31 protein-coding genes and 1 pseudogene are annotated in these 23630 nt (G+C 39.8%); 11 read left to right on the forward strand and 21 right to left on the reverse strand.

All coding sequences use genetic code 11. The annotated features are described in order from the left end of the window. The first annotated feature begins 335 nt into the window (after positions 1-335). From rapE to CDO84_RS21585, 7 genes and pseudogenes are all read left to right on the forward strand, one after another. Positions 336-1463, forward strand: coding sequence for a response regulator aspartate phosphatase RapE (rapE, locus tag CDO84_RS12015; protein WP_040082465.1), 1128 nt, complete (start codon positions 336-338; stop codon positions 1461-1463). Further along, on the forward strand, positions 1453-1587 hold the full coding sequence (gene phrE, locus CDO84_RS12020; protein WP_014114495.1) for a phosphatase RapE inhibitor PhrE: 135 nt from the start codon (positions 1453-1455) through the stop codon (positions 1585-1587). The genes rapE and phrE overlap by 11 nt, the downstream gene beginning before the upstream one ends. Positions 1588-1810: 223 nt before the next feature. Beyond that, entirely contained in the window at positions 1811-3703 is a 1893-nt protein-coding gene (locus CDO84_RS12025) for a T7SS effector LXG polymorphic toxin (protein ID WP_040082464.1), read from the forward strand. 21 nt (positions 3704-3724) lie between these two features. Further along, positions 3725-4084, forward strand: a complete 360-nt coding sequence (gene cdiI, locus CDO84_RS12030; protein ID WP_040082462.1) for a ribonuclease toxin immunity protein CdiI — start codon at positions 3725-3727, stop codon at positions 4082-4084. Between the two features lie 51 nt (positions 4085-4135). Continuing rightward, a pseudogene (locus tag CDO84_RS12035) lies at positions 4136-4459 on the forward strand (tRNA-Val4). A gap of 60 nt (positions 4460-4519) precedes the next feature. Continuing rightward, on the forward strand, positions 4520-4909 hold the full coding sequence (locus CDO84_RS12040; protein WP_052438144.1) for an SMI1/KNR4 family protein: 390 nt from the start codon (positions 4520-4522) through the stop codon (positions 4907-4909). A 7-nt stretch (positions 4910-4916) separates the two neighbouring features. Then, positions 4917-5078, forward strand: coding sequence for an RNase A-like domain-containing protein (locus CDO84_RS21585; protein ID WP_223497694.1), 162 nt, complete (start codon positions 4917-4919; stop codon positions 5076-5078). Positions 5079-5176: 98 nt separating this feature from the next. Here the strand turns inward: CDO84_RS21585 and CDO84_RS12050 are convergent, their stop codons facing one another. Continuing rightward, positions 5177-5500, reverse strand: coding sequence for a hypothetical protein (locus CDO84_RS12050; protein WP_039076474.1), 324 nt, complete (start codon positions 5498-5500; stop codon positions 5177-5179). A gap of 159 nt (positions 5501-5659) precedes the next feature. Between CDO84_RS12050 and CDO84_RS21695 the strand changes: the two genes are divergently transcribed. After that, positions 5660-5905 carry a hypothetical protein gene (locus CDO84_RS21695; protein ID WP_231560763.1) on the forward strand — a complete coding sequence of 82 codons (246 nt, stop codon included), beginning with the start codon at positions 5660-5662 and terminating at the stop codon, positions 5903-5905. A 120-nt stretch (positions 5906-6025) separates the two neighbouring features. After that, complete coding sequence (locus CDO84_RS21700; protein ID WP_231560762.1) at positions 6026-6307, forward strand: hypothetical protein; 282 nt, start codon at positions 6026-6028, stop codon at positions 6305-6307. A gap of 74 nt (positions 6308-6381) precedes the next feature. On the opposite strand, the gene CDO84_RS12060 is transcribed toward CDO84_RS21700, so the two are convergent. From CDO84_RS12060 to CDO84_RS12135, 16 genes are all read right to left on the reverse strand, one after another. Continuing rightward, positions 6382-7356 (reverse strand): N-acetylmuramoyl-L-alanine amidase, encoded by a 975-nt coding sequence (locus CDO84_RS12060; protein ID WP_040082461.1) that lies wholly within the window; start codon positions 7354-7356, stop codon positions 6382-6384. A gap of 44 nt (positions 7357-7400) precedes the next feature. Then, the gene (locus tag CDO84_RS12065) at positions 7401-7823 is read right to left on the reverse strand and encodes a phage holin family protein (protein ID WP_040082459.1); all 423 of its coding nucleotides are present in this window, start codon (positions 7821-7823) and stop codon (positions 7401-7403) included. Positions 7824-7868: 45 nt separating this feature from the next. Continuing rightward, a complete protein-coding gene (gene xepA, locus CDO84_RS12070; RefSeq protein WP_040082458.1) occupies positions 7869-8762 on the reverse strand; it encodes a phage-like element PBSX protein XepA in 894 nt (297 codons plus the stop codon). 87 nt (positions 8763-8849) lie between these two features. After that, positions 8850-9014: an XkdX family protein gene (locus CDO84_RS12075; protein WP_040082457.1), complete on the reverse strand. Its 165-nt coding sequence runs from the start codon at positions 9012-9014 to the stop codon at positions 8850-8852. After that, positions 9011-9346, reverse strand: a complete 336-nt coding sequence (locus CDO84_RS12080) for an XkdW family protein (RefSeq protein ID WP_040082456.1) — start codon at positions 9344-9346, stop codon at positions 9011-9013. The genes CDO84_RS12075 and CDO84_RS12080 overlap by 4 nt, the downstream gene beginning before the upstream one ends. A 9-nt stretch (positions 9347-9355) precedes the next feature. Further along, positions 9356-10450, reverse strand: a complete 1095-nt coding sequence (locus tag CDO84_RS12085; protein WP_040082454.1) for a hypothetical protein — start codon at positions 10448-10450, stop codon at positions 9356-9358. A 3-nt stretch (positions 10451-10453) separates the two neighbouring features. Beyond that, positions 10454-10726 carry a hypothetical protein gene (locus CDO84_RS12090; RefSeq protein ID WP_040082452.1) on the reverse strand — a complete coding sequence of 91 codons (273 nt, stop codon included), beginning with the start codon at positions 10724-10726 and terminating at the stop codon, positions 10454-10456. After that, positions 10723-11301: a putative phage tail protein gene (locus CDO84_RS12095; protein ID WP_040082450.1), complete on the reverse strand. Its 579-nt coding sequence runs from the start codon at positions 11299-11301 to the stop codon at positions 10723-10725. The genes CDO84_RS12090 and CDO84_RS12095 overlap by 4 nt, the downstream gene beginning before the upstream one ends. Then, positions 11285-12331, reverse strand: coding sequence for a baseplate J/gp47 family protein (locus tag CDO84_RS12100; protein WP_040082448.1), 1047 nt, complete (start codon positions 12329-12331; stop codon positions 11285-11287). Before CDO84_RS12100 ends, CDO84_RS12095 begins: the two co-directional genes overlap by 17 nt. Beyond that, complete coding sequence (locus CDO84_RS12105) at positions 12324-12749, reverse strand: DUF2634 domain-containing protein (protein ID WP_040082447.1); 426 nt, start codon at positions 12747-12749, stop codon at positions 12324-12326. The genes CDO84_RS12100 and CDO84_RS12105 overlap by 8 nt, the downstream gene beginning before the upstream one ends. Positions 12750-12761: 12 nt before the next feature. Beyond that, on the reverse strand, positions 12762-13028 hold the full coding sequence (locus tag CDO84_RS12110) for a DUF2577 family protein (RefSeq protein WP_040082446.1): 267 nt from the start codon (positions 13026-13028) through the stop codon (positions 12762-12764). Further along, positions 13025-14005, reverse strand: coding sequence for an XkdQ/YqbQ family protein (locus CDO84_RS12115; RefSeq protein ID WP_040082444.1), 981 nt, complete (start codon positions 14003-14005; stop codon positions 13025-13027). The genes CDO84_RS12110 and CDO84_RS12115 overlap by 4 nt, the downstream gene beginning before the upstream one ends. 13 nt (positions 14006-14018) lie before the next feature. Then, a complete protein-coding gene (locus tag CDO84_RS12120; protein WP_019715086.1) occupies positions 14019-14678 on the reverse strand; it encodes a LysM peptidoglycan-binding domain-containing protein in 660 nt (219 codons plus the stop codon). Further along, positions 14671-19428: a phage tail tape measure protein gene (locus CDO84_RS12125; protein ID WP_040082442.1), complete on the reverse strand. Its 4758-nt coding sequence runs from the start codon at positions 19426-19428 to the stop codon at positions 14671-14673. Before CDO84_RS12125 ends, CDO84_RS12120 begins: the two co-directional genes overlap by 8 nt. A gap of 2 nt (positions 19429-19430) precedes the next feature. Then, positions 19431-19568 (reverse strand): hypothetical protein, encoded by a 138-nt coding sequence (locus tag CDO84_RS12130; RefSeq protein ID WP_021480099.1) that lies wholly within the window; start codon positions 19566-19568, stop codon positions 19431-19433. A gap of 41 nt (positions 19569-19609) precedes the next feature. Further along, positions 19610-20059 carry a phage tail assembly chaperone gene (locus CDO84_RS12135; protein WP_024122156.1) on the reverse strand — a complete coding sequence of 150 codons (450 nt, stop codon included), beginning with the start codon at positions 20057-20059 and terminating at the stop codon, positions 19610-19612. 145 nt (positions 20060-20204) lie between these two features. On the opposite strand from CDO84_RS12135, the gene txpA reads away from it, so the two are divergent. After that, positions 20205-20384, forward strand: a complete 180-nt coding sequence (gene txpA, locus CDO84_RS12140; RefSeq protein WP_024122157.1) for a type I toxin-antitoxin system toxin TxpA — start codon at positions 20205-20207, stop codon at positions 20382-20384. 379 nt (positions 20385-20763) lie between these two features. Continuing rightward, positions 20764-20853 carry a type I toxin-antitoxin system toxin BsrH gene (bsrH, locus tag CDO84_RS21415; RefSeq protein WP_075058862.1) on the forward strand — a complete coding sequence of 30 codons (90 nt, stop codon included), beginning with the start codon at positions 20764-20766 and terminating at the stop codon, positions 20851-20853. Between the two features lie 292 nt (positions 20854-21145). Here the strand turns inward: bsrH and CDO84_RS12150 are convergent, their stop codons facing one another. Genes CDO84_RS12150 through CDO84_RS12165 form a run of 4 tightly spaced genes read right to left on the reverse strand, consistent with a single transcriptional unit; the run spans position 21146 to position 23618 of the window. Continuing rightward, positions 21146-21589 carry a phage tail tube protein gene (locus CDO84_RS12150; protein ID WP_003229930.1) on the reverse strand — a complete coding sequence of 148 codons (444 nt, stop codon included), beginning with the start codon at positions 21587-21589 and terminating at the stop codon, positions 21146-21148. Between the two features lie 2 nt (positions 21590-21591). Next, positions 21592-22992, reverse strand: a complete 1401-nt coding sequence (locus tag CDO84_RS12155) for a phage tail sheath family protein (protein WP_040082441.1) — start codon at positions 22990-22992, stop codon at positions 21592-21594. After that, the gene (locus CDO84_RS12160) at positions 22993-23184 is read right to left on the reverse strand and encodes a YqzN/YkzM domain-containing protein (RefSeq protein WP_082032961.1); all 192 of its coding nucleotides are present in this window, start codon (positions 23182-23184) and stop codon (positions 22993-22995) included. After that, positions 23181-23618: a phage tail terminator family protein gene (locus CDO84_RS12165; protein WP_040082440.1), complete on the reverse strand. Its 438-nt coding sequence runs from the start codon at positions 23616-23618 to the stop codon at positions 23181-23183. Before CDO84_RS12165 ends, CDO84_RS12160 begins: the two co-directional genes overlap by 4 nt. Positions 23619-23630: the final 12 nt, after the last annotated feature.

A 23630-nucleotide genomic window follows, 5' to 3' on the forward strand; every position in this document is an offset into this window, starting at 1 on the left:
CTGTTGTTTGTCCCCTTTTCCCTGTTCTTTAGATTTATCTCTTCGATAGCGCTACAAACGAGGTTTGTAATTCTTTACTTATCTTCACCTATATTTCCTAATTCAAACAACGATATTAGTAACACGATAGGCCCCACGTATCATATTTGTGTTTGTCTAAATTCAGGTTTGTAAAATCCCTAAAATAATCTGCATAGACTATTTTGATTAGAGCAGGCAAAAAGTTATTGCGGTCTCACCGAAAATTTAAATTGCGGTGCCCTATTGCCTTTTTCTCCGAATGAAAACTTGTTAATATTTACATTACTAGCAGAGTTAAGGGAAGGGTGAATATCTTGATATCAATCACATCAGCTGAAGTGGGAATGAAAATTAATGAATGGCATAGGCATATTCAAAAATTCAACGTAACTGATGCTGAAATGTTAAAAGCTGAAATAGAACGCGATATAGAGGTTATGGAAGAAGATCAAGATTTAATTATTTATTATCAATTGATGGCCTTTCGCCATAAAATCATGTTGGAATACACGCTGCCATCTGATGAAAACCGAATGGAACTTTCAGAATATTTGAAGAAAATCGAAGGACATAAGAAAAAACTAGACAATATGCGGGCATATTATTATAACTTCTTCCGCGGGATGTATGAGTTTAGAAACGGTAAATACACAAAGGCCATTACATATTACAAAAAAGCTGAACGCAAAATTCCAACGATCTCCGACAAGATTGAAAAAGCTGAGTTTTATTTTAAGTTATCCGAAGTCTATTATCATATGAAAATGACTCACATCTCAATGCACTACGCTGAACTTTCATACAACATCTATAAAAAACATGAACTTTATTCTGTTCGGCGTATTCAGTGCCATTTTGTCATTGCCGGTAACTACGATGACCTTGAAAACCATGAAAAAGCTCTCCCCCACCTTCAAGAAGCTTTAAAAGGTGCCGAGCTACTTAAAAGTAAAAATACTCACATCTATGCCACTGCATTTTTCAACCTCGGCAACTGCTATCACAAAATGGACAACTTAAATAAGGCTGCTCGTTACATCGAACAAGCCTTGGTTCAATACAGAAAAATTAACTCTGACGTACTTCCGCAAGCTTATCATGACCTAGCATTGATTTATTTTAAACAAGGCAAAAAAGAACAAGCAATGGATTGCTTCCGCAAAGGAATAAGAAGTGCTGTAGATTTTAAAGACGAACTTTTTATGAACTTATTTGAAGCATTAGACGTTCTTTATATAAGAAATGGCGATACACCTAAACTCCTCAACATTTTCTCTCGTTTAGAGAATGGCAAAGGATACCCTTATCTGGAAGAGCTGGAATTGTTAGGAGGCAACCTTTTCGATTATAATGGAAAAATAGAGGATAGTATCATCTGTTTCAAGAAGATGGTATATGCTCAAAAGCAAATATCGAAAGGGGAATGCATGTATGAAATCTAAATTGTTTATCAGTTTATCCGCCGTTTTAATTGGACTTGCCTTTTTCGGATCTATGTCTAATGGCGAAATGAAGGAAGCATCCCGGAATGTAACTCTAGCACCTACTCATGAATTCCTTGTTTGATTCGATAAACAACATTAGTTCTGATTCCCTTTAGCCGTTTCATAACGGCTTTTTCTTATTTTAGCCATGAAAAGCATTTCACAAAAGCTGGTCAAACCCCAAAAACTAGATCAAAAGACACAGATCGAATGATTCATTTCCACCCTTTGATCCACATAACACTTAGTTTCATCATTCTTCCATGGTAATATTTTGTTATATGATTAAATGAAAGGGTATGATTATGAAAGTCTTTGAAGCTAAAACACTTATGTCTGAAGCTACAGACCGCGCCAAAGAATATAAAGAACTAAGGACGCAAATGGTCAACTTGAGAAAAGCTTTACAAAGCGTTGCTGAACTTGACGACAGCGAATTCTCAGGTAAAGGCGCTAATAACATTAAAGCATTCTATCACGATCATGTTGGTGTAACTGATCAATGGATCGACTACATTGACATGAAGATCGCGTTTTTTAATAGCATTGCCGGGGCTGTCGAGGACAAAGGTCTCTCTGATGCTTATATTGAAGAATCTTTTTTAGAACATGAACTGGCTAACGCCCATAAAAAATCAAAGTCCATCATGTCTGAACAGAAAAAAGCCATGAAAGATATTCTAAACGATATCGACGACATCCTCCCGCTCGACTTGTTTTCAACAGAAACCTTCAAGGATGAGCTTGCAGATGCCAATGATAAACGCAAAAAAACAATTGAAAAACTAGGTGACCTTGACGAAGATTTACTGACAGAATATGCTATGTCAGAACCAAATGAACAATTCATCAAGTCAGACTTCCAAAAGCTCCAAGAAGCAACGGGCAAAGGCAAAAACGCTACACCCATTCACTATAACGCCAAGGCGTACCGTGAGAGTGATATACATAAGAAAAAAGGCGATATTGAGAAGCGAACGGAAGCTTATTTGACGATTAAGAAAAAGGAAGCGAAGGAACGCGAGATAAAAGACTTAAAGAAAAAGCTTGCGAATGGTGTCTCAGATCCGGATGAGTATTTAGAAATTGCGAAGAAGATCGGGTATGAGAACCTTGAACCTGCACAGTTACAGTATGTGGTGCAGCTAGAACAAGCAAAACAGCTGAAGTCCGTCGGTGAAAGTGTAATCAATGCGGGTAAAACGGCATTGGATATCATCGATGGGGTTAATGATGGGCTTAACGATGCGATTGATGATACGATATATGGCATCAAGGACTTGGTTGTAGGCGCATGGGAATTTTCACAGCTCCCTATGGAACTAAAACTTGCAAAAACAATCACAACAGTCTTAAGTGTCCCCTCCTACCCTAAAATAATTTGGACAAACATCGTCGATTCATGGAATGATAAAATGATAAATGGCAATGCATATACAAGAGCACATTATATCAGTTATGCGGTCGGTAATATCGTTGGTCCAAAAGGTGCAGGTGCCGCAGTGCAAACCACTACTAAGCTCTCAAAAGTGGGTAAAGTGGTTGAAGGTGGAACAGCCGCTTCTCATGTGAATAAAGGAATTACAAAAGGAAACAACCTTATTAATCCCTTTTTTAAAAACAGATATGAACCTGCACTTGTAGGAATTGCACAAGATATTGAGAATACTCATAACGTTAAAAACACACCACTGTTAAAAAGTATAATTGAAGAAGAAAAAAATAATGCTTTTCACAAAATAAATGTTACTTTTAGGCAAGGATATGATACCCATTTAGTTGAGGTAGAAGATATAGTTAGAAAGAAAAATAAAGGAATTGTCGGCGGTCACAATCTACAGAATTTTGAAAAGGCATTTATTGATAAAGGTTGGGATTTAGAGAGTTGTATAATTTCAAAAAGAGAACACCCCACAATTGATGGTATCTATGAAATTGAATATGGTTTACCTGCATTAGATAGAGAAGGAAATATCAAACCTGGAGAACTAAAAAAAGTCCGTACTCCAAAGACAGTTTATGATCCCGAGAAGATCTCAAACGAACAAATGTTGCAGTGGGGAGAAGAAGCAATGAAAAATGGAGAAGTAGTCGGGAGAAAAGTAACTGGATACGCTAAAAATGGTCTCAAGTTTGAAGGTTATATTGATGAAGCTACTGGAGAAATAACAAATTTTTTCCCTACCTTAAATGATTAAATAATTCGGAGTGAAAGTGAAATGGATAATAAAAACAAAGACTTAATCAACTATTTTTTTCAAGTTATGGGTGATGAACGTTTTTTACGCATTTTAGAGAAATTCTCCAACGGAGAGGGTTATGGAATAGAGAATGTCTGGTGTGTATTTGCTGATGACTACGAAGAGTGGGAAGAAGATTATTTTGGAGATGAGGGTATAGCTTTTTATTTCGATTACCCAGCAGTCGAGGAAGATGAAGAAGTCATATTAGATTACGAAAATTTCTATAAATATTTAAATGAATTTGTTAGGGAATATGTAGAACGACACCCAGAAAATAAACCCGAGGTAGAGAACTACATGAAAAGAATTAAGGAAAAGTATGATATTAAGGTATAAATAAAACTTCATATCCGTTATATAAATAATAAGCTTTAAGGGAAATAACATATGAAATATCCATACAAATTTGAAGAAGATCCATTTGGTGATGTAGGAATAGTATTGCCAGAAGAAATCAGTATTTTCTCTGATTTCATTGAAAACATCGCTACAGAAGAACAAGCCAACGAGTATATAGATTACATTGAGAAGGTTTCAGAAGGGATATAGATTGAGTTAAATGCTACAAGTGTGCTCATCAAGAAAGATGTGACAATTGTTGAAAACTCTTTTAGGGTAGAAGAACCCTATGAAAACTCAATTGAAACCGATCAATTTAGAGAATTGCTATTAATATGGCGAGATAAGATTCCAGATATATTTAAAGGTTGAATAAAATTAAAACCCTTCTTACATAAAGAAGGGTTTTACATATCGAGGCGGATATACCATATGGTTGAATGGGATTTCGGAGAGCATCCTGTTAGTAACGAGGAAATTATTGAAGTAGAAAACCTGTTACAAGTAAAGTTCCCAAAAGATTATTTAGAATATGTCAAAATTTATTCTGGCGCTACCCCCTCTTCTGAAACTTTTGATCTTGAAGATAGGGAAAAAATTGCATTCGGATACTTACATAGCTTCCATAAAGAAAGTGAGTCATATATAGTTAACGTTTCTAATCGTTATCGAGACGGCAGAATGCCAGATAAAGTAATACCGATTGCTGATGACGTGTTTGGCAATGAAATCTGCTTCGATTATCGTCTGAACAAAGAGAATCCGTCCGTAGTTTTCTGGGATCACGAGATAACTCACCTGGTGAGAATTAGCGCTAATTGATAGACATATCGGTAAGACTGATGAAAAGTTATTACAGAGACTACAGAAAAACAAGAAGATACGTGCCTCTTCTAGTTTCATTGATAGGCCAACTGCAGAAAGAGTTGCTAATGAAAAAGAAAGACCGGGAAAAGCGAACAAGAAATACGCGAGGCTACAAAAAGCCTGATCCGCAAAGGTGCTGTTTCATGGGATAAAGAAAAGAAAATATGGATTATTTAAAAAAGCCCTTCTCATATTGAGTTGGGCTTATTGAGGATAATAATTTTATCTTTCCTCAATAGGATTGTGTTTTGTTGCTTTCAACCCTGTTATCACTTTTTTGATGATCCTTAGTAATACATAAACCATCAGAACGGCGATTAAATAATTAACAACGTTAAACTCTGTCTTTATAAATTCTGTTGGAGTAAATAACAAAAACCTATTTCCTACAAATCCATCATAACTACGATAAATCACAAATTGAATAGGGAAACCGAGAGCATACCCCAATTCTGAAACCTTCTCATAGGGTATTACAAAAATCGAAATAAGTGGAACTAGAAAGCTTATCAAACCTAACTTGTATTTTTTCAATCGGTTTTTCATGCAATCACTCCCTTCCCCTTATATGTTACCCGGCAATTATAACATATCCAAATAAATAAATTTATTGAAAAATATAAATCTTTTGGTTTTTTATGGATTTAGGGACTTTCATATGTTTTAATTGGTTTGTAAGAACTAAATTGAATGGAGGTTGAAAGTATGAAAAGGATTTTAGTCTTAGTCATTGCCCTTGGCTTGGCTTTGGTACCTTTTGCTTCAGCCAACGCAGAATCCACAACAAAAGAGATTGCTGAAACAAGGAACCAAGTGGAAGAGTTACAAAAGGACCTTGGTTTTGAATTAGTGGATGTCTCAAGTGAAGAATTTTCAAGTGTATCTAAAAAGGATTTTTTGAAGTTTGACTCAGTTCAGGATTTTGAAGAGTTTATTAAAGATGCCCAATAACCACAAGAGTTTGAAGAGACTATTAACGTTAGTGAAGATACTCCCCTAATAAAACCACAAGTGAGTGACTCACATGTTATCAATTGGTGGGCGCCTTTTACAGGTTGGGGTATGACAGGGATGGCTTGCTGGAAAAATATCGCGTTTAATTATCAATATAAATTTGTAAATAAAAAGCCTCAGTTCACCAAAGTGTCAGGTATTAACTCTTATGTTACTGGCCTTAACGTAGCTTGGTGGAAACAAACTGGGAAGAGCTATAACATTACTAAAAAGAAAACAACTAATGATACTGCAAAAATTAAGGTTGTAGGGGCTATGGTTCTCGGTATAGACATTAAAGGATTTACGATTGGAGCTAAAATCGGACAAACTTGGAACGGTAGTTTGACTTTATATTAAAAGCAAAAAGGGGTATTGATACCCCTTTTTATTTTATTCTCTTTCCGTAATTAAGTGCATAGTCAGAATGCTTTTTATTTCAATTTCTCTTCAATTTTCGCTTTTGTCTTAGGTCCATAAATGCCATCAGCAGTCAGGCCATTTACTGACTGGAACCGTTTGACCGCGTTTGCTGTTTTCGGGCCGTACACGCCGTCAATGCCGTCATTCTTCGCTCCTTTATCCGGGTAGAAATAAAGAGCAGCAAGAGCATTTTGAACTTGTCTGACGTTTGTTCCTTTCGTCATCGGACTTGTCACTTTAATAATTCCGGAAGGAAGCGGGTACGATGTCTTTTTGCCGCTTGTTTTAGTGCTGCTGGATGAACTGGATCCTTTTAATTTCAACTTTTGGCCAACTGTAATTTTATTCGGGTCTTTAATGTTATTCCAGCTCTGAAGATTTGCCACACTCACTCCGTGCTCTTTTGCTATTGCAGAAAGAGTATCACCTTTTTTCACTGTATATGTTGTTCCGGATCCTGAAGAGCCGCCTGAAGACGCTGAGCTTTTGCCTCCGATTTTTCTTAATTCATCAGCGATAGCGGCTTTTACTTCATCCCATCGACCCTCTGACAAAATGCGGTGCGGGCAATACTTATCGTTCCAGTCTTGGTGCTTACGCACACGATCAACGCCCCATCCACGTTCTTTAAGTAGCTGTGCCACAAACTTAATAGCGAGTTTTTCCGCTGCCTTATATCGTGCCCCTCCTGACTTGCTGTAACAAATTTCGACACCAATCGACTTTCGATTCCCCGTACCATTAGTTCCATCTCCTGTGTGCCATGCATTTCTATTAGTTGGAATTCCTTGAATGACTTGTTTATCGTCTACTGCAAAGTGAAAACTTGTTGAGCTAGAGTTATTCTTCATGTAAGAAATCTCATTGGCTGCTGAAGCATCATTCGCAGTGTTATGAATAGTGATATATTCAGCTTTCATAGGGTTAGGACATTTCAATCCATACTTTGATTTAGATACTAGATTCTCTACAACTTTAATGGCCATATATCCTCTCTCCTTCTGTCTGTGTAATAAAAAAAGCCACTGGCTTAGCCAGCAGCTTTGTCTGCGTTACTCTTACTCTGTTCTTTTTCGTTCTCAATTGTTTGTAATCGATCTGTTATCGTTGAAGGGATTTTAACACCGATCTGTGCTAAATTTTCAGTTATTGATAAGCCTTCATTAGCAATATAAAAAAGAACGGTACCAAAGGTTAAAACACCGTTCAAATTGAGTACTGTATCAATAACGTTTGCTAAAATGACCGCAAAGAAATTGAGTAGTTTGCGGACATAGCCAAACCATGCGCTTCGGCTTCGTAGTTTCTTGAATTTCCATGCCTTAATTACTCCTGTTAAAACGTCAATTATGCTAAGTACTAGAAGTAAATCAAGGTACTTCACCCCTCCAAATAAATATACTCTTGCTAAATCTAATGTTTCAAAATTGATAAACAAACTTGTCTCCTCCATTTCTAATCACCTCCTCCGAGGCAAATAAAAAAGGACAGCCAGATCTTATGAGACGGCCGTCCCTCTAACTGAAAAGTTTCCATTTGTTAAAGCTGTAAGCTCCATAACAATTTCTTTAAAGCCAGTAATGTTAAAAGACCAAGCTTCTGATTTCCCTTTTGTGCTAGTGGCAAAGTTTCCGTCATCCACTTTCTGCCCTCTAAGGGCTCTTTTTGTTCCCGATAAGGATTTACCCCAGAACTTCAATTCACTTGTCTCAGCCGTTCCATAAACCTCAATGAGTAACGTTTTAAATGATCCAACGGTGAATGGGTTACCCTCACCTATGGTTTCTGTTTTATCGTGAAAGACAATATCCATTGTTTTTGCTTGAGTGTCTAATGAGCTAAGGTTCAAGCCTTCAGTTTGAACTTTTAAACGACCATCATTAGTTAAACCGTTTTTATCTAACTGGACTGACAACGGAGCAACTGCTGTAATAGGAACAGTGTGGTTAATGTTTATATCCTCTTCACCTGCGCCCAGTGACTGGTATAGTAAAAATTCAGATTGCTGCAGGTTACCATTTGCGTATCTGAAACGGAAATAGCGTTTAGTTAAATGAATCCATTCAGTCTCGCCAAGCGTATTTGCTTTAACTACCAATGAAGAGACAGTGGTCCATGTATTCATATCATTACTTTCTTCGATGAATAAGGTTCCTTCACGATCAGAATAAGCGTGACCTTTTACTTTTGAAATTAAAACCTGACCTAATCGATCTTGTCCATATTGCGTGTAGACTTCAGTGGCTTTTAAAACTGCGTTCGTCAGCAGCTCTGAATTACCGGAGATTGAAGCTACCGGCACAACAAAATCTCTGTTTCCTTCTCTGTATGGCTTGGCTGCCCCCGGCTTACCAGTTGCATCTGTTGAAAATTGAAAACTATATGATGCCATTATAAATCCTCCTTGCTATTGTAGATCATTAGTGGTGAGCATGGGTTTACAACGGAACCACCTCCTTTAAGGAAAAATAAAAAAGCCCTAAATGGCTTCTCCTGTGATCTCTTTATACTGTTCAGCTGTAATGAGTTTTTTCTCTACCCCTTTTTGTAAATCCTCAGGCGAGCAATCTTTATAATGAATTGCCTGTTTCACCATTTCAGGAGTAGCCCAGTCATAATGTAAAGCCCAAATCCAATAATTCATGAATCTTTCCCTCCTTGTAGAGTAAGCAGTTGCAACTTTATTTTTGAGAGCTCGCTTCCCAAAGTTTGGTTTAATTCTTCAAACTGTTTACGGGCTAGCTTCTCCTGAGATAACTCTCTTGCAAGTAGATCCACTTGAACTGGTGGTTCATATGCAGATGTACTCTGAAGCTCTTCCCACCAAGTTTTTAACTCTGCTTCCGTTGGTATAGGTGCCCTAATATTCCACTCTGCTATATATGAGGGAGTTCCGTCACCATTATTCTGGACAATAAAATCCTTTGTGGGATCAGCTGTTGGGTATTTAAAAAGAATAGCTTCACCTATATTCATCGTTACCTCCTAAAATCTTGGATAATTTCTCCCGCCTAATTCCTGTATGTCAATAAAGTTAAACGATCCATCCTTATCGTCCACGCCCCTTTGACCATTTCCTACGTAATTACAATAACACCAGATTTCTAAGTAATCACCTTTGTTCATTGGGACAGTTGCATTACCATTTAAACCGAGGTACATTTCATTATCTCTATTTTCATAATACCCTCGAATATGATGTAGCGTTTTGTATTTTTTTCCATTTAAATAAACTTTTAAATGAAGGTTAATATAAGAAGGAGAGTTTATCACATAAATTCCTGAACCAACCAAATACATTCCATCATTCGGTGCAATAAACCTGTTATTTTTAATGTCAAAAGCATTGTGACTGTCCTTGATTATTCTATTGAAAGCTATTTTAGTATGGTCAACTTTTTTTAAGTATTGAATGCCTGTAGTTCCCACATTTGCATGAGCAAAACCCGATATTTTCTCCCATTTTGTCCAGCCTGAACCACTCCACCAGTGCCTAATCCAAACTCCTGTACTGTAGTAGTAAGTCCCAGACTCATTTCCTGTCCCATAAAAGTATTGCGTAAATCGGTAATTATTATATTTTTCATTTTTGACAATGCCATAACTCAAAGGGTACCCTGTAGTATTGCCCTGACCAATGTCCATTAAGGTCAGTCCTAAAGGATATTCTTCCCCTCCCTTTCTAGCATCTTGAATAGCATTGTCACCAGTAATTAATGTCAGATTGTTATTTTTGTAGTTGGTATCTACGTAATATTTTGCATCCGATAAAGCCTTATCAGCTTTTTCCTGAGCTCCGGCAGTTGTTTCTTTTGCATTCCAATTCTCCCGCTCTACTGGTGTTATGTGCCGTTGTAAATCATTATGATGCTCTTCAAATTCTTTTTTCGAAGCTTGCTGTACATTATCTACGTTCCCTAGCCCGATTTGCGCCTTTGTTGTATTGTGAGGGTTGTTCATATCATTTTTATGTACAGCTAAATCTTTATGCGCGTCTTGAATGCCTTTCTCCCAACGGTTTACATCATCTTCATTTATCGGATCATCCGGAAGCCAATTTGTTTTTGCATCATAAGCCATTTGCTACACCACCTCGAAAGTAATCCTAAAATCTAGCGTTCTATTATTACTGACGTCTAAATCTGTTGTTCTTTCCGTAATTACGTTGTTTTGTTCATCAAGGATCTGCACACTCTTAATATGTTTGATATCTTCCTCTCGTTGAGTAAGTACCGTGACAACCGCACCGTGAATGGTGAGTTCCACAATTTCTGTTTCATTTCCATTCAGCAGCACTTTCGATATTCTATTTTTCAAATCTGCAGCTGTACGCTCTCTATAAAGCTGTGTAATCATACAAGGACCACCTCGTTATTATTGAGCGTGACGGAATAACCTACCTTTAGCTCACTTGCTTTTCGATACCTTCTGTTATTCAAAATGACAGTATCTTTTATTTGGAGTGGCTCATTCAAAGCAGCTCGCAAGGTATATGCCAAATGAGCTGGCTTCATATTCTCCAATGTTTCTATGAGCTCGCTCATATGCTGCATATCATCTATATCAATATCAACCTTAAAACGGTACTCTCCGGGAAGCAGCCGAACCTGAGCTGACGGATTTTTCAGGAACCGGTTCAACGCGTATTCAATGGCCCTATATGTTGCGGGGGGTATGTTGGACATTTTAGAGATTAGACGCAATCGGCGGATCTCATCGGTGTCAACTGATTCCCGCATTACGTTCAAAATCTTTTCCCATCGTTCAAGCCCCCAGGTTGCCGTAGTAACAAACAGCTGATCTGTCAGATCAAAGATACTGTTATTTTGCTTCTCAAATTCCGGAGCTTCCGCTTTAAGAAGTTCAGCCATTTCCTTTAATTTGGTAAGAAACGGCGGCAGGTAAGCAGTCATTTCATCGAGTTTGCTCAATGATGTTCACCTGCCCCAATTTAGGGATTTCGACATCACTCAGAACCAAATTTTCGGCCACGCCGTTGATTTTAATATCTGCGTAATCACTTACTGAAGGTGAATTGTAGACGATATTATTAATCTGCGATAAACGGATGACGTTATCTTCAAAGGCAATCTTTTTAAAAAGATTTAAAACACCTGATTCAATTTCTTGCTTTACCTGATCGATAGAGTTATTGATCTCGGGAAGTACCTCGGCTGAAATCTCAACCTCTTTCCATACCGCACTCTCCACTGTGACAAAGGCACCTATTGGCGCTTGTCCCTCACCTTGTCCGGGTTCAGGATCAATATAGTTTTTCACCTTTGATATTAAAATATCGGAAGCAGGTTCCAAGTTAGCATTGGTCACGACAATTTTGACTGTACCGTCCCCGTTCCAAAGCGGAAAGACCTTTACCTTCCCTACTCCGTCTACTTCTTCAGCCCATTGTTTATAGTGAGCTTTATTGGCACTGACAGCTTCCCGACGCACGCGGGTAAAATATCTAGCTCTTAAACTGTCATCATCCTCCTCTTCTCGACCAGGGATTAGAATCTCTTTCACGATCGCTTTTTGGAGTCCTGGTATGGTGTCTAATGACAATAGATTCTGGCCGGAAATATTTGCGTTCCCCGCTTCCCCCGCTGTTTCACATTCCAACGTCCCGTCAGCTGTGTATTGGAAATACAGGTTATCTACAAAAAAGCGGGAACCCACTGGAATGGTTACTCCTTCAGTAAACTCCGCTGCCCGGACTGCTTTCGTGGCAGCCGTTCGCTCGATGCCAGCTTCAGTAGCCCGACGATCTAAAAATTCTCCTTGTGCTGTGTCCGAGAAGACAAGTTCCAGTACAGTATCGAGCCAAATATAAGACTTGGCCAATTCTGCGGCTGCAGGAGCTAACGCGTTATAAATCACGCTTCCTTCCCTTGTATCAATGTCCGCTGAAATGCTGTCTAACATACGGTCCATAATCACTTCAAAGGTTTGATCTTCAAACATCTTCGCCAAGCACCTCCTTGATCTCCAATGTTCCTTCGTCAGTCTCGACTGTAAAGGAGACACGGAACGATTCGCCTTGTTTTTCTATTTCAAAATCTGTAACAGCAGAAATTCGGTCGTCATAGATTAGTGCTTCCTCTATCAGCCGAGGGATCTCCATTTTCTTATATGCGTCTGTTGTTTCGTTATCCGCCAGCACGTCTTGAAGCTCATTTCCAATGTCATGACTGTAAACAGAATATGCGTATCGCTCAGTATGGAGAGACAAATATACAAACTGCTTGATCGCTTCAAGGCCTGTAATGATTTCATTTGTGATACGGCCATTTTGAAAATCTATTTTGTAGGTTTGCGAGGTCTCTATGACTTCGCTGTCATCTTCTATATCCTCAAAATCGATTTCCGGAGACAAAGCCATTCCAAACACCTCCTATATTCTGTCGAGAATAAAAAAAGATTGTCCGCCTTTTAAGGAGACAACCATCACATTCTCACCCATCTTTAGTTCTTCATCTCCTCCACCGCGCAGCCGTTTAGGAATAATAATCAAATCAGACGGAATAATTAGCTTTTCATTTTCATTGAGTTTAATTTCAACCGGAGAAACGGAAACCACTTCAGCCGGCATAATATCCACCGGTGACTCAGAATCAACTGCACCGACAGCCAAATGTTTGATTGCTTCACTTAATCTCATGAGGAAACACCATCAGGGATAGAATTTTTCTCAACCACATCAATGGTCATCGTGTGTGTCGATCCTTTAAATTCGTGTTTATCTGTATCGATCCAGTACGTCTTCTTAACCCCAACTTCCGGAATTGAAATATAGACGGGCAAACCACTTTGAAGATCCGGAATCCCAATCGCTTGAATACTTTTGAGTTCTTTTTTGACGCCTTTTTTCTGTGCCTGTTTGACTTTCGCACGCTCCTGAAGCTGCGCCTGGTTAATGTTATCGGAAACCGTTTCGACATACTGAAGCACACCATATTTACTGATGCCTGAGTTGTCGCTTGCGGTAGCCGTGTATGTTTTATTGTCTTTCTGACGCCGCAGCTTTACTTTTGTGGCCGTGTCATTAATTGAAGTGCTGTATTGATAGCCGATGATGTTCACACCCGTCTCTAGCACCCATACTTCTGACGGATCAGGCCAAGCGCGAAGGCCGAGCTTCCCCTTCGCCGAATATAATTGATAATTTCTTCCGGTTTGGCTCTTCGTTTGTTTCAAGGCTTTCAGAATCATGTCATAAAGACTCGTATCATCTTTAAACACTAATGATTTAATGGTGTAACCCGTATTTGCAATGGATGTCGTTGGGATTTGAAAATCTCTTGTCAGGCGCTTGATAATCTCGTCTGCACGCTTATTGGAGAACACATAAACATCTTTGTTCTTAACCAGATATTGCAGCATGTCATAAGCCGTAAAGGTCAGCCCATGTTCTTCCGGATTGCGAGAAAACACAATACCTCGAAACAGCTCTTTCCCTTTCCACTTAAACAGAACCGTATCTCCTTCTGATACGCTGTAATATGAATGGGTTCCTTGTTTCGTTATGATCTTTGCCGTGATTGATCGCGGCGCCTGATACCGTTGTCCTTCGAGTGAAACACTTTCAGTTACCAGCTCAAGCCATTCCGTTTCTTTAATGACGAAAAGTTCTATCATTGTCATCACCTGCTTACTGCGGTATCTTTAATTTTTGCCCAGGAAAGATCCAGTGTCCTGGCTGTCTTATATTTCGTTTACTTCGTTTGATCATAGCCTTTTTATTGACGTTCCAAATCTTGCGCCATTTTGTACTGTCTCCATAAAATTTGCCGGCAAGGTCCCACAGTGTATCACCTTTTTTAACGGTGTATGTTTTAGGAGCTGATTTAGATGGCCGCTTCTTCTTCGTCTTTTTCTTCTGCTTGATCTTCCGCGGCGAAGCAGTTTTGTATTCCTTCAGTTTGATTTCATAATCACGATCACCTATATCTTTTTGGCCCTCGCTATAAGAAAAAACCTCAATACTGCAAGTTAAATTAATTTTCGTTCCAGTAATCAAGAATTGAACCGGCTTTTTAGATTTCACCCATTTCTCGACCTTTGCAATAGCATTTTCAGGAGAAGGAAATCCCTTATACTCAGCAAGCGGGCTGTGTTTCTTTGGAAAAAAAGAAGAGAACGAAATCTCTTTCGCTCCCGGTTTATCTATAAAAGTGATCTCCCCAAAACTGGCCACTTTTACTGATTCATTTTGAATTGTGTTGGATATATCAATTTGTTCAGGAAGGACAGGAAGCCGCAGCTTGTCCTTCCCTTGGGAAATCCAGAATTCATATACGGATTTAGTCAAAAGCAACGACTCCCTTCGTTCCAATGTTGATATCCTGTTCAAGCTCATCAATAAGGGTCTGCTTAATCTTAGCTATAAGACCGTTCATGTCTTGGTCATTGTGAAAATGCTGATCGCCATTAAATTGAATAATAACCTCTTTACCTCCTGATGCTGTAACAGTTGTTTGCTGACTGCCTGTTGTAGCTGCTTTTACCTGACCGGAAGATAATTCAGTTTGACCTTTTTGAGATGGGTCTGTAACTTCCATTCCGAGTGCCTTAGCTGCTTGGGCTAATAAATAACGTCCACGGATACCTCTCTCCTCTGGGATGATCCATTCCCTTTTGTTTCCTTCACCGACACGTGCAATCTGCTCTTTGGTAATAAGTCCTCCGTTAGCGTAGCCAACATATGGACCTCCGTGCCTCATGCTTCTAATGCCTGGTACATTATTAATTGATCCATATCTGCTTTTGATATAGCCAATCGCAGCAGCAGCGTTGTGTATCGGGTTAAGAATATTATTCATTCCCGGCAATTTGTGTGCGTTGAAGGTACTTGGGATTGTCTGCATGAGCCCCTGAGATGGATGTCCTGCTTTCGCATTACTATCCCATAAGTTGATTGCCTTCGGATTACCGCCTGACTCATGCTGAGCAATTGTCATCAGCCCTGGAAGCCAGCTCATCGGTGTCTTTGTAGCCATGATAGCAGCCATGAGCCATTGCTTCACATTTCCGCTTACTGCGCCCATTCCAGAATAAGCGGCAGCTAGTGAGCCTGCTTGTTTTTCAGCAAACTTTTTTACATCAACAGAATCCAGACCTTTTACAATACCTATAGAGGCAAAACGCCCGAGACTCATCATGACACGGGAAGGTGAATGAATATCTAGCTCTTCACGAAATGCCTTCTCAACTTTTTTCGCCAGTTCCTTGGCAGCCTCATGGACTTCACTTGTCTTAGAAGTCATGCCTGAAACAAAATTACCGATCATGCCGCTTCCCCATCCGTTTGATGATTCTTTAGAACGGATAAACGGCTTGTTAATATGAGTGCTGACGTATTGATCAGTACCAGTTTGAGAACTATTTTGTCCGGAAGCAAAACCTTTGACCGTTCCACTTCCCCATGAAGAGGATTTATTTACGGTGTTCTGAAATGGTGTTTTAACCTTTGTCTGCAAGAAGCCATCTGTACCGGTCGAAGTGCTGTTCTGACCTTTAGCATATCCATTGACCACTTGCTTTCCGTAATTCGGAGAATAAGAGATTAAATTGTTCATTGGCTGTCCAACGTTTTTCTGTTTCCAAGATTCCATAGAAACAACATTATCTCCAATTCCTTGATCAAAGCTCTTCGTGAACTGTTGACCAAATGATGTTGCTTGTTCATCAAGACTGGATGTGTCAATAATAGGAGATACAGAAGCAGTCACCGCCGCACTACGGACTAGCGGGGAAGTTGCCGGTTCACCTCCTGCAGATGAAGCAGACGCTATATCATCAACCACACTCATCCCTAATTTCGAAGCAGCTTGAGAAAGGAGCATTTTGCCGCGACCTTTATTATTCTCAACAGGGATAACGAATTCTTTACCAGCTTCACCAATCCAAGATATTGTTGGCTTCGTAATGTAACCACCAGTAGCATGTTTCTTTGGCTTTTCTTTTCCCGTACCAAATAAATAATTTACGCCACTCTTCACATATCCCCACGCTTTACCAGCAGTTTTTTTCGCACTTGAAGCTACTTTACCACCGACTTCTTTTACTCCACCTAAAATACTGCTTCCCAATTCCTTTACACTTTGCCACTTTTCAGACCACCACTTCTTACTAAAAAGGGTTTCTGAGATGGAACTCTTAACACTTTTCCATATTGATTTAGCATTGTCCCATTTATTTTTGGACCAGCTTTTTACACTTTCCCATTTTCCTGACCACCACTTCTCGCTAAATAAAGTGGATTTCAGTTTTCCTTTAACAGATTGCCAAACAGAAGACGCGCTGTCCCACTTACTTTGAGCCCAACTTTTTACGCTTTCCCATTTTCCTGACCACCACTTCTCACTAAACAAAGTGGATTTTATTTTTCCCTTTACGGACTCCCAAACAGATGATGCACTATTCCATTTGTCCTGTGCCCAGCTTTTAACGCCAGACCACCTATCAGACCACCATTCACTATTAAATAAAGTAGACTTCACCTTTTCTTTTACATTAGACCATGTATCACTTAACCCATTGAGAGAAGTCTTCGCATTACTCTTAATGCCTGACCATTTTTCAGACCACCATTTTTGATCAAATAATGTACTGTCTAGTTTCTTCTTTACTTCTGAACCATCAAACGCTTTACCTAAACTTGAGCCACCCATGGTGCCGGCTATACCACCAACTATTCCACCAATGGCTGTTCCCACTCCAGGAATAACGCTGCCAATAGCTGCTCCTGTAGCCGCTCCAGCAAGACCACCGCCAGCTGATCCAATTTTTTCACCAACATTGTCTTTATTCATCCCAATTAAATCTGTTGCTGCTAACGCTGTTCCTAATAGAGGGACTCCCTTTGCTAACTTGCCAACACTTTTCAGAGGACTTAAGACTTTTCCGAACTTCGATGTACCGCCTGCAGCTCTACCAGCTGAGTATAGCTCTGATCTCGTAGTGATTATTGCTGGTCTTGATCCTCTGGTTGGATTAGTACCTGCAGTTCTACCGGAACGCCTTCTCTCCAACCGTTCAGATGACACAACACTTGAACTGTCAGAAGGGCTCATTCGGTTTGGATTACCGTGTCGACCTAAAACTCTTTTCCCTCGTCTTCCACGAATGCGATCATTTTTACCTACATCGCTACAACAGCAACATGTTAAGCTGCCGCTTCGAGGTAAACTCGTTGGACTTGTGGCAGTTTTGGATTCTCTGCTCCTAGTGCTGGGATTACGATTACTGTTTCTGTTCCTCCTTTCACTTCGCGTGTTAGCGGCAGCTTCAGGAGTACGTTTTGGAATTAGCTTTCGGATTACGCCTGCTGCATCACTTCCGACAGTACCTATGCCTTTTAACAACGGACGTAGTATTTTCAAATAACCAATCAACCCAATTAAAGAAGGGATCACAACTTTAATTGCTGTTTTCAAATCATCCCAATGGTTGACGCTCCACTCAATGGCTACGTTTAACTTATCACCTATCTCCTCACCAAGATCGGCAATATCTTTTTTGATCTCTTTAAGTTTTTCCTGACCTTCTTTACTGTTAATGAACGAGCTGATTTTATCAAAGGCTGGCCCTAATCCAGTTAGCAGAGAGGTTCCCATATCCTTAGATATGCTTTCAAAATCTCTCATGGCATCATTAACCGGTGTCATCGGGTTATTATCCCGAAGTTTCGTAAAGCTGCGTTCCAATTCTCCGCTTGTTTTGGCACTTGTACCAATACCCTCAGCCATATCTAAAATAGGCTGCTTAAGATCTTCATATTGTGTTCCAATAAGCTCAGTCGCAATAGCAGCCCTCTTTGTTTTGTCTTTCACTTTAGAAAGTGCTTTTGCCACCCTAAATAAACTTTCCTCTCCGCTTATTGAACCATCTTTGAAGCCCTTGAACATTTTCTTAGTTTCCTTGGCTCCGAACAGCGTTTTAAATGCGTCCACTTGACTATCAGACATTTCGGTTCGGCGGATGTTAAACTCACGCATACTATCGGCTAGGTTATCGAAGTTTCTGGCGCCACCCTTTGTTCCTTTTATCATGGCGTTTGCAATCTGGCCGCCTGTGAGCTTCAAGTCTTTAAAGGTGGAACTGTATTCATTCATCGTATCCAATAAATCGTCAGCTTGGTCACCGGCATTCCGATATACATAAGCAATTAAGTCTCCGCTTTGTTTTCCAGACAATTTCAAGTTGTTATACATTGAACTGAAAGCACGATCTACCTCAGCCTGATCAGCATTCATAAGCTGGGCAATCTTACTTGACGACTCAGTCAATTCAGCAAGAGCTTTTTTAGACGCCCCTGTCTGTTGCGATAAGTTTCTTAGAGATAAACTGACTTCTTCCCGAGAACTGCCCGATTTATTGTTGAAATAGATCTGATCCGTCATTCTTGCAACATCTTTCTTATTAACGTTTGCAGTTGCTGACACATAAGCATCCTGAGACATTGTACTTTTACCTGAACCCATAATTGAACCTGCAGAAAAACCACCTGCAACTGCCAGAGTAATGGTAGCATCCTTCAAGCTGTCTATTCTCGCTTCAATTGCATCTAGAGCCGCTGAAGCTCTATCCTTAATAGAAACAGTTGGCTCAGCATGTTCGCTATCTACATCGGACACATGACGACGGATCTCATCTAATTGGTTTGAAGCATGATCATGAACTGAAACAGTTGGCTCAGCGTGCGAGCGATTCAAATCAGAGAGACCTCCACGGATTAAGCGAAAACGTGGTGTAGCTTGATCATTTACGGAAACTGTCACCTCATGGCTGCCCTCGGTAAGATCCTCTGCTTGCTGGCGTATAGAATGTAAGCCATTCGAAACTCGATCATCTAAATCCACTTCAAGCAATCGAGCCCGAGCCGTCAAACGGTTGGCTGATCGGTCAATTCGCTGCATAACTCTCTCAGTCCGGTCTTCAGCCTCAAAAATAAGAGGGCCATTAGCGGCCGTCTTAAGTCTTTCAGCATTGCCTTGTATCATTCGAAGCTTGCGGGAAATCTTATCATGTAATTCAAACGTGGCTGTTAGTTTAGCCATAGTTAATTACCTCCCTTCTTCGCTTCTTTTTCTAACAGCTCAAGCTTATAACCGATTAACCCATATAAGAGCGCCTTGAATTCTTTCGGAGCCTCATATAGTTCTCTTAATTCTGACGGGGCGTATTTGAGCTCATGCATCGCGTAATAAAGATATACAGCCTCTTTGTCCCCGTCCTTTACTAGTTTTTTGCCGCTTCTTCAAGGTCTTCGAGATCATCATCAAAGCCGTTGATTTCAATTGCTTTGTTCAGCCAGTTAGCATACTCACCACCGACTGAAAGAACACGTTTTGCGACTTCCACTGGATCTTCTGTTTTGTAAGCCTCACGCAGTTCCTTAGCTTTAAAGTTTGGATAAACAGTCGTTTCAACCGCAATCCGAGCATAAAAGCGTTGGCTGTCCAACTCCTTTACACGGCCGCGGCCTTTTACATTCTTGTAAGTCGTATTCTCTTTCTCAAGTTCGTCAATGCGTTCTGTGGTAATAGCTTTGAATACAAACGGAATCACCTTTCCTTGCTTGTCCACAAACCGCTTTGAGATAGGTACTTCAACTTCTTCAGCTTCGATTGTTTGTCCTGGCATAAAGAATGAAAGATCGTATACTTTTTCATTATGTTTTTCACTCATGTTTATTAGCTCCTTTTACTTTTTAGTTTTGGACAATAAAAAAAGCACATTCATACTTTTTGAATGTGCTTTCCATATAATTCATGTATAATAGATTCTTGAAGCTACCTTAGCTTATCCTCCGAATATGAAAGGAGGTGAAATTATGTCGACCTATGAATCTTTAATGGTCATGATCGGCTTTGCCAATTTAATAGGCGGGATTATGACATGGGTACTATCTCTTTTAACATTATTATTCATGCTTAGAAAAAAAGACACTCATCCTATTTACATTACTGTAAAGGAAAAGTGTCTACACGAGGACCCTCCTATTAAAGGGTAGTTTCTTTAAAAGCTAGAGTGCTGCAACACTCTGGCTTTTATATTTTATGCATTTCTCATGAAAGTAACACACATTAACAAGTTGTATTGTGGTAATGTGGTACCAACTATAAGCTTACGCCAGTAGTTGCAATACTTTTGCTTGGCACCATTATAACATGAATATATATTGATTATATAATTATTTGTATCTTTTATTTGTTACTTTTTTTATCTATGAGTTCAAAATGACCTGATCATAGAAGCCCCTTAACCCTTTTTCTTTTATTAAAAACCCTCGGATTATGAAAGTGTTATGGTACAATATGGTTTAGTATAAATGAATATTGGCTTTCAACATCTCAAGGGCGGTCTGGCTCACTCCCTCATGAAAGGGGGTGATGCACGTGTCAACATTTCAAGCATTGATGCTTATGCTTGCTTTCGGGTCATTTATAATTGCCCTGTTGACTTATATAAAGAAGAAATAGACCCACCCCTTGAGCTCGGCAAAGTTAAAGGGTAAAGTCTATCCTAAATACTTTCATGAAGTTGTTAAGCCAGCCCTCTTGATGGGCCAACATTTATACTGACCCGGCGGCAACCGGGTCTTTTTTTATTTTATGCATTTCATTTGAAAGAAATACATGTTTCTATTTGTAACTTGTTCAGTTGGATTACTTCTAAAGTAATCTTACCACATTTTTTCGTGAATATCTCGTGAGAGTTCACGATTTTTCGTGAATATCTTCGTTAAAGTTCGGCGATTTTTCGTGAAAGTGATTAGAATGTGGATTTTAACTGTTCAGGCACATCAAAATCCTCAAAGGTAAACGGCACTTCTTCTTCCAATGCTTCAGAATCAACATCCAGCCCGGCGATTTTCGCAGAGTCAAAGTTCACATCATACAAAGTGACACGTTCAGTGCCGCGGCCTGAAGAGGCGTCATCCAGAACAGCTTGTAAGGTGAAGTAAGGATCACTTCCCTTTTTCACATAGTCCATCATAATAAGAACAAATTGAGATGTCACTTTATAAAAAGTGGCTGTTCCCGTTCCATTTGCTCCAGTCGTTTTGTGCCCCGTCATCCTACGGCCCATGATATTTACCTCAGATTTATTTTTCTCCACATTGGCTTCAAACGTTTTGATATGAGCCATTTCTTCTCCATCAAGAAACAGCCTGCCCTCTTTACCCGAGATGGTATTTTGCGCTTTTAATGCCATTCTTATTTCACCTCAACATTAAAGTAGAATTTTTCAGCTGCATCCACCGGTTGAACTGCAAGATCAATCAGGAAGCCGTCACGATCGTTATTCAAAGCAATTGTAATGTCATTCTCTGAATCAAAATCAGTAATGCCCCCGTTATCTTGAAGAACACTCAAGTATTGAGTAATCAGCGTTTTTACAAACTGCAGTCCGTCATTTGTAGCGGGAACGTCACTGCCGCTTGCTTTGCGAGACTTGATCAATGCTTTTAATTGAGATGTTAGATCGTTATTGATTGCATCAAGTACACGGACAATTTTGTTTTTCTGGAACATCTTATTTTTCTCTGCTGTTAAGCTTGTGAGTGAGTTAATGTCCTTTTCAACCGAAACGGATTTATCACGGGAATCATAAGTAAACAAAAATTCCCCATTTGCCAATCGTTCAACGATTTCGTTGTTGTCAATTCGGTTAAGAACATCTACAGCTCCCTCGTATTCTACAAATGTAAGTGATTGATTAAATGTAGCTCCCGCACTTGCGCCTGCAACCCAAGCAGTAGCTTTCTCAGGAGTGATCTCCATTCCATCTTCAAGTAGGACGCCACCAGTTACATTGATAATACCCTCATGGTCTCCGTTGTAATTTGAAAGAACACCTTGAACCTTTTGCCCTTGGTTGTCTCTCAGCCGTTTGATAAACGCAACAAACGTTGCTTTTAATTGCTCGTTATCCTCTACAGGCAGTGCGATTGTGTCAAAGTATTCCGTTTCAGCCGCTTCCAAGAAAGCTATATAATCGGCATTTGTCGGTGTTTTGTCTGTTCCACCTGACAAGCGGATTCCGGAAGATGCCGGGAGAGCCCCGCTAACGTCTTCAGGGGCCGTACCGGTTAACGGAATAGTAACTGTTAAATCCCCTTTCCCTGTAAACGTGACATAGTTATTTTGTTTAAGCTCTTCAGCTTTAGACACTGTTTGTTTATCCACTTCTGACTGATCAAGGTAGGTAGTGACATCCACTTTTGAAGAGTCAATAACGTTTTCTGTAATGCTGATAATGATGTCATTTCCTTTAGTACCGCCATAAAGAGCAGTAGCCTTTACACCTTCGCTAATGTCTGCTGAAGCACGAAGACCTTCCGTCAAACGATAAAGCAGGACTGTACTTGCCTTTTTCATTGCCTCACGTAAAAGCAACAGCGAAGGATCATCAATGTTCAACCCCACTTTTTTATTCAAGTCCTCGATTGAAGAGATAGAAATGAATTTCTTAACCTCACCCCAGCTGGATGCTATCGGCAGCGCAACTGTCCCGCGTTCTCCGGCAGAAACTCGATTTTCCGCGGTCGTTTTAAAGTTAAAGTAAATACCGGCACGCTCTTTTTCCTTGCCGGGTGTGAATGCTCCGCCGTTCATCTATTTGACCTCCTTTTGAAGAAACTGAGTAATCAACTTCTTCGCTTCCGATTTTGTAATACTCGTTTTATGAACATGAAAAAGAGCACCGTCAAACACCTCGGGTTTTACCCCAAAGAGCTCTCGACTGTGCTCTCGCAAATCCCTAATATAAAAAGCGTTTTCCGCATTCTCTTTTTTAGTGGCCATCATTTCACCCCACTTTTAAATTTAAAACCATCAATTGAACGCTGTTCTTCCCGCTCATACCAATAGCGGCTCGTCCAGTTTAAGACAATGGTTGCGTAATCATCTGATACTCGCGTTTCTATTCGAGATAGCCGAATAAAATCACCTGTATCCTCGCCAGATTCCTGTATGAGCGGAATTATCCCCCTTCTGCTTCTAAGTGTATCCACAATTCGTTCCGCTTCGTTATGAGCCTTCTGTGCGTTTTCGTGAAATAGTTTTACGTTTAAAACATAGGCTTTCTGAAACGTGGATACTGTGTCCACCCCATCGACCGTGGAAGCCGGTGGAAAGTAAAGAGATGGAACAGCAAAGTCCTGCGGTATTTCTTCTTCATACACTTGAACAGGATACAGTTTGTATAGATAGCCCATAATTGAACCTACTTCTTGATTCATGGAAACACCGCC

Source organism: Bacillus sp. MD-5 (assembly GCF_002201875.1).
Lineage (GTDB): Bacteria > Bacillota > Bacilli > Bacillales > Bacillaceae > Bacillus > Bacillus stercoris.

What these genes read in the sequence shown, in the direction of transcription:
- phrE (WP_014114495.1), top strand. Translation starts at nt 1,453, where the DNA reads ATGAAATCTAAATTGTTTATCAGTTTATCCGCCGTTTTAATTGGACTT.
- CDO84_RS12165 (WP_040082440.1), bottom strand. Translation starts at nt 23,618, where the DNA reads ATGAATCAAGAAGTAGGTTCAATTATGGGCTATCTATACAAACTGTAT.
- CDO84_RS12065 (WP_040082459.1), bottom strand. Translation starts at nt 7,823, where the DNA reads ATGGAGGAGACAAGTTTGTTTATCAATTTTGAAACATTAGATTTAGCA.
- CDO84_RS12125 (WP_040082442.1), bottom strand. Translation starts at nt 19,428, where the DNA reads ATGGCTAAACTAACAGCCACGTTTGAATTACATGATAAGATTTCCCGC.
- CDO84_RS12135 (WP_024122156.1), bottom strand. Translation starts at nt 20,059, where the DNA reads ATGAGTGAAAAACATAATGAAAAAGTATACGATCTTTCATTCTTTATG.
- CDO84_RS12160 (WP_082032961.1), bottom strand. Translation starts at nt 23,184, where the DNA reads ATGATGGCCACTAAAAAAGAGAATGCGGAAAACGCTTTTTATATTAGG.
- CDO84_RS21695 (WP_231560763.1), top strand. Translation starts at nt 5,660, where the DNA reads ATGAAAAGGATTTTAGTCTTAGTCATTGCCCTTGGCTTGGCTTTGGTA.
- txpA (WP_024122157.1), top strand. Translation starts at nt 20,205, where the DNA reads ATGTCGACCTATGAATCTTTAATGGTCATGATCGGCTTTGCCAATTTA.
- CDO84_RS12090 (WP_040082452.1), bottom strand. Translation starts at nt 10,726, where the DNA reads ATGATTACACAGCTTTATAGAGAGCGTACAGCTGCAGATTTGAAAAAT.
- CDO84_RS12155 (WP_040082441.1), bottom strand. Translation starts at nt 22,992, where the DNA reads ATGAACGGCGGAGCATTCACACCCGGCAAGGAAAAAGAGCGTGCCGGT.
- bsrH (WP_075058862.1), top strand. Translation starts at nt 20,764, where the DNA reads ATGCACGTGTCAACATTTCAAGCATTGATGCTTATGCTTGCTTTCGGG.
- CDO84_RS12025 (WP_040082464.1), top strand. Translation starts at nt 1,811, where the DNA reads ATGAAAGTCTTTGAAGCTAAAACACTTATGTCTGAAGCTACAGACCGC.
- cdiI (WP_040082462.1), top strand. Translation starts at nt 3,725, where the DNA reads ATGGATAATAAAAACAAAGACTTAATCAACTATTTTTTTCAAGTTATG.
- CDO84_RS12085 (WP_040082454.1), bottom strand. Translation starts at nt 10,450, where the DNA reads ATGGCTTATGATGCAAAAACAAATTGGCTTCCGGATGATCCGATAAAT.
- CDO84_RS12075 (WP_040082457.1), bottom strand. Translation starts at nt 9,014, where the DNA reads ATGAATTATTGGATTTGGGCTTTACATTATGACTGGGCTACTCCTGAA.
- CDO84_RS12040 (WP_052438144.1), top strand. Translation starts at nt 4,520, where the DNA reads ATGGTTGAATGGGATTTCGGAGAGCATCCTGTTAGTAACGAGGAAATT.
- CDO84_RS12050 (WP_039076474.1), bottom strand. Translation starts at nt 5,500, where the DNA reads ATGAAAAACCGATTGAAAAAATACAAGTTAGGTTTGATAAGCTTTCTA.
- CDO84_RS12150 (WP_003229930.1), bottom strand. Translation starts at nt 21,589, where the DNA reads ATGGCATTAAAAGCGCAAAATACCATCTCGGGTAAAGAGGGCAGGCTG.
- xepA (WP_040082458.1), bottom strand. Translation starts at nt 8,762, where the DNA reads ATGGCATCATATAGTTTTCAATTTTCAACAGATGCAACTGGTAAGCCG.
- CDO84_RS12060 (WP_040082461.1), bottom strand. Translation starts at nt 7,356, where the DNA reads ATGGCCATTAAAGTTGTAGAGAATCTAGTATCTAAATCAAAGTATGGA.
- CDO84_RS12130 (WP_021480099.1), bottom strand. Translation starts at nt 19,568, where the DNA reads ATGCATGAGCTCAAATACGCCCCGTCAGAATTAAGAGAACTATATGAG.
- CDO84_RS12080 (WP_040082456.1), bottom strand. Translation starts at nt 9,346, where the DNA reads ATGAATATAGGTGAAGCTATTCTTTTTAAATACCCAACAGCTGATCCC.
- CDO84_RS21700 (WP_231560762.1), top strand. Translation starts at nt 6,026, where the DNA reads ATGGCTTGCTGGAAAAATATCGCGTTTAATTATCAATATAAATTTGTA.
- CDO84_RS12115 (WP_040082444.1), bottom strand. Translation starts at nt 14,005, where the DNA reads ATGATAGAACTTTTCGTCATTAAAGAAACGGAATGGCTTGAGCTGGTA.
- CDO84_RS12110 (WP_040082446.1), bottom strand. Translation starts at nt 13,028, where the DNA reads ATGAGATTAAGTGAAGCAATCAAACATTTGGCTGTCGGTGCAGTTGAT.
- CDO84_RS12105 (WP_040082447.1), bottom strand. Translation starts at nt 12,749, where the DNA reads ATGGCTTTGTCTCCGGAAATCGATTTTGAGGATATAGAAGATGACAGC.
- CDO84_RS12100 (WP_040082448.1), bottom strand. Translation starts at nt 12,331, where the DNA reads ATGTTTGAAGATCAAACCTTTGAAGTGATTATGGACCGTATGTTAGAC.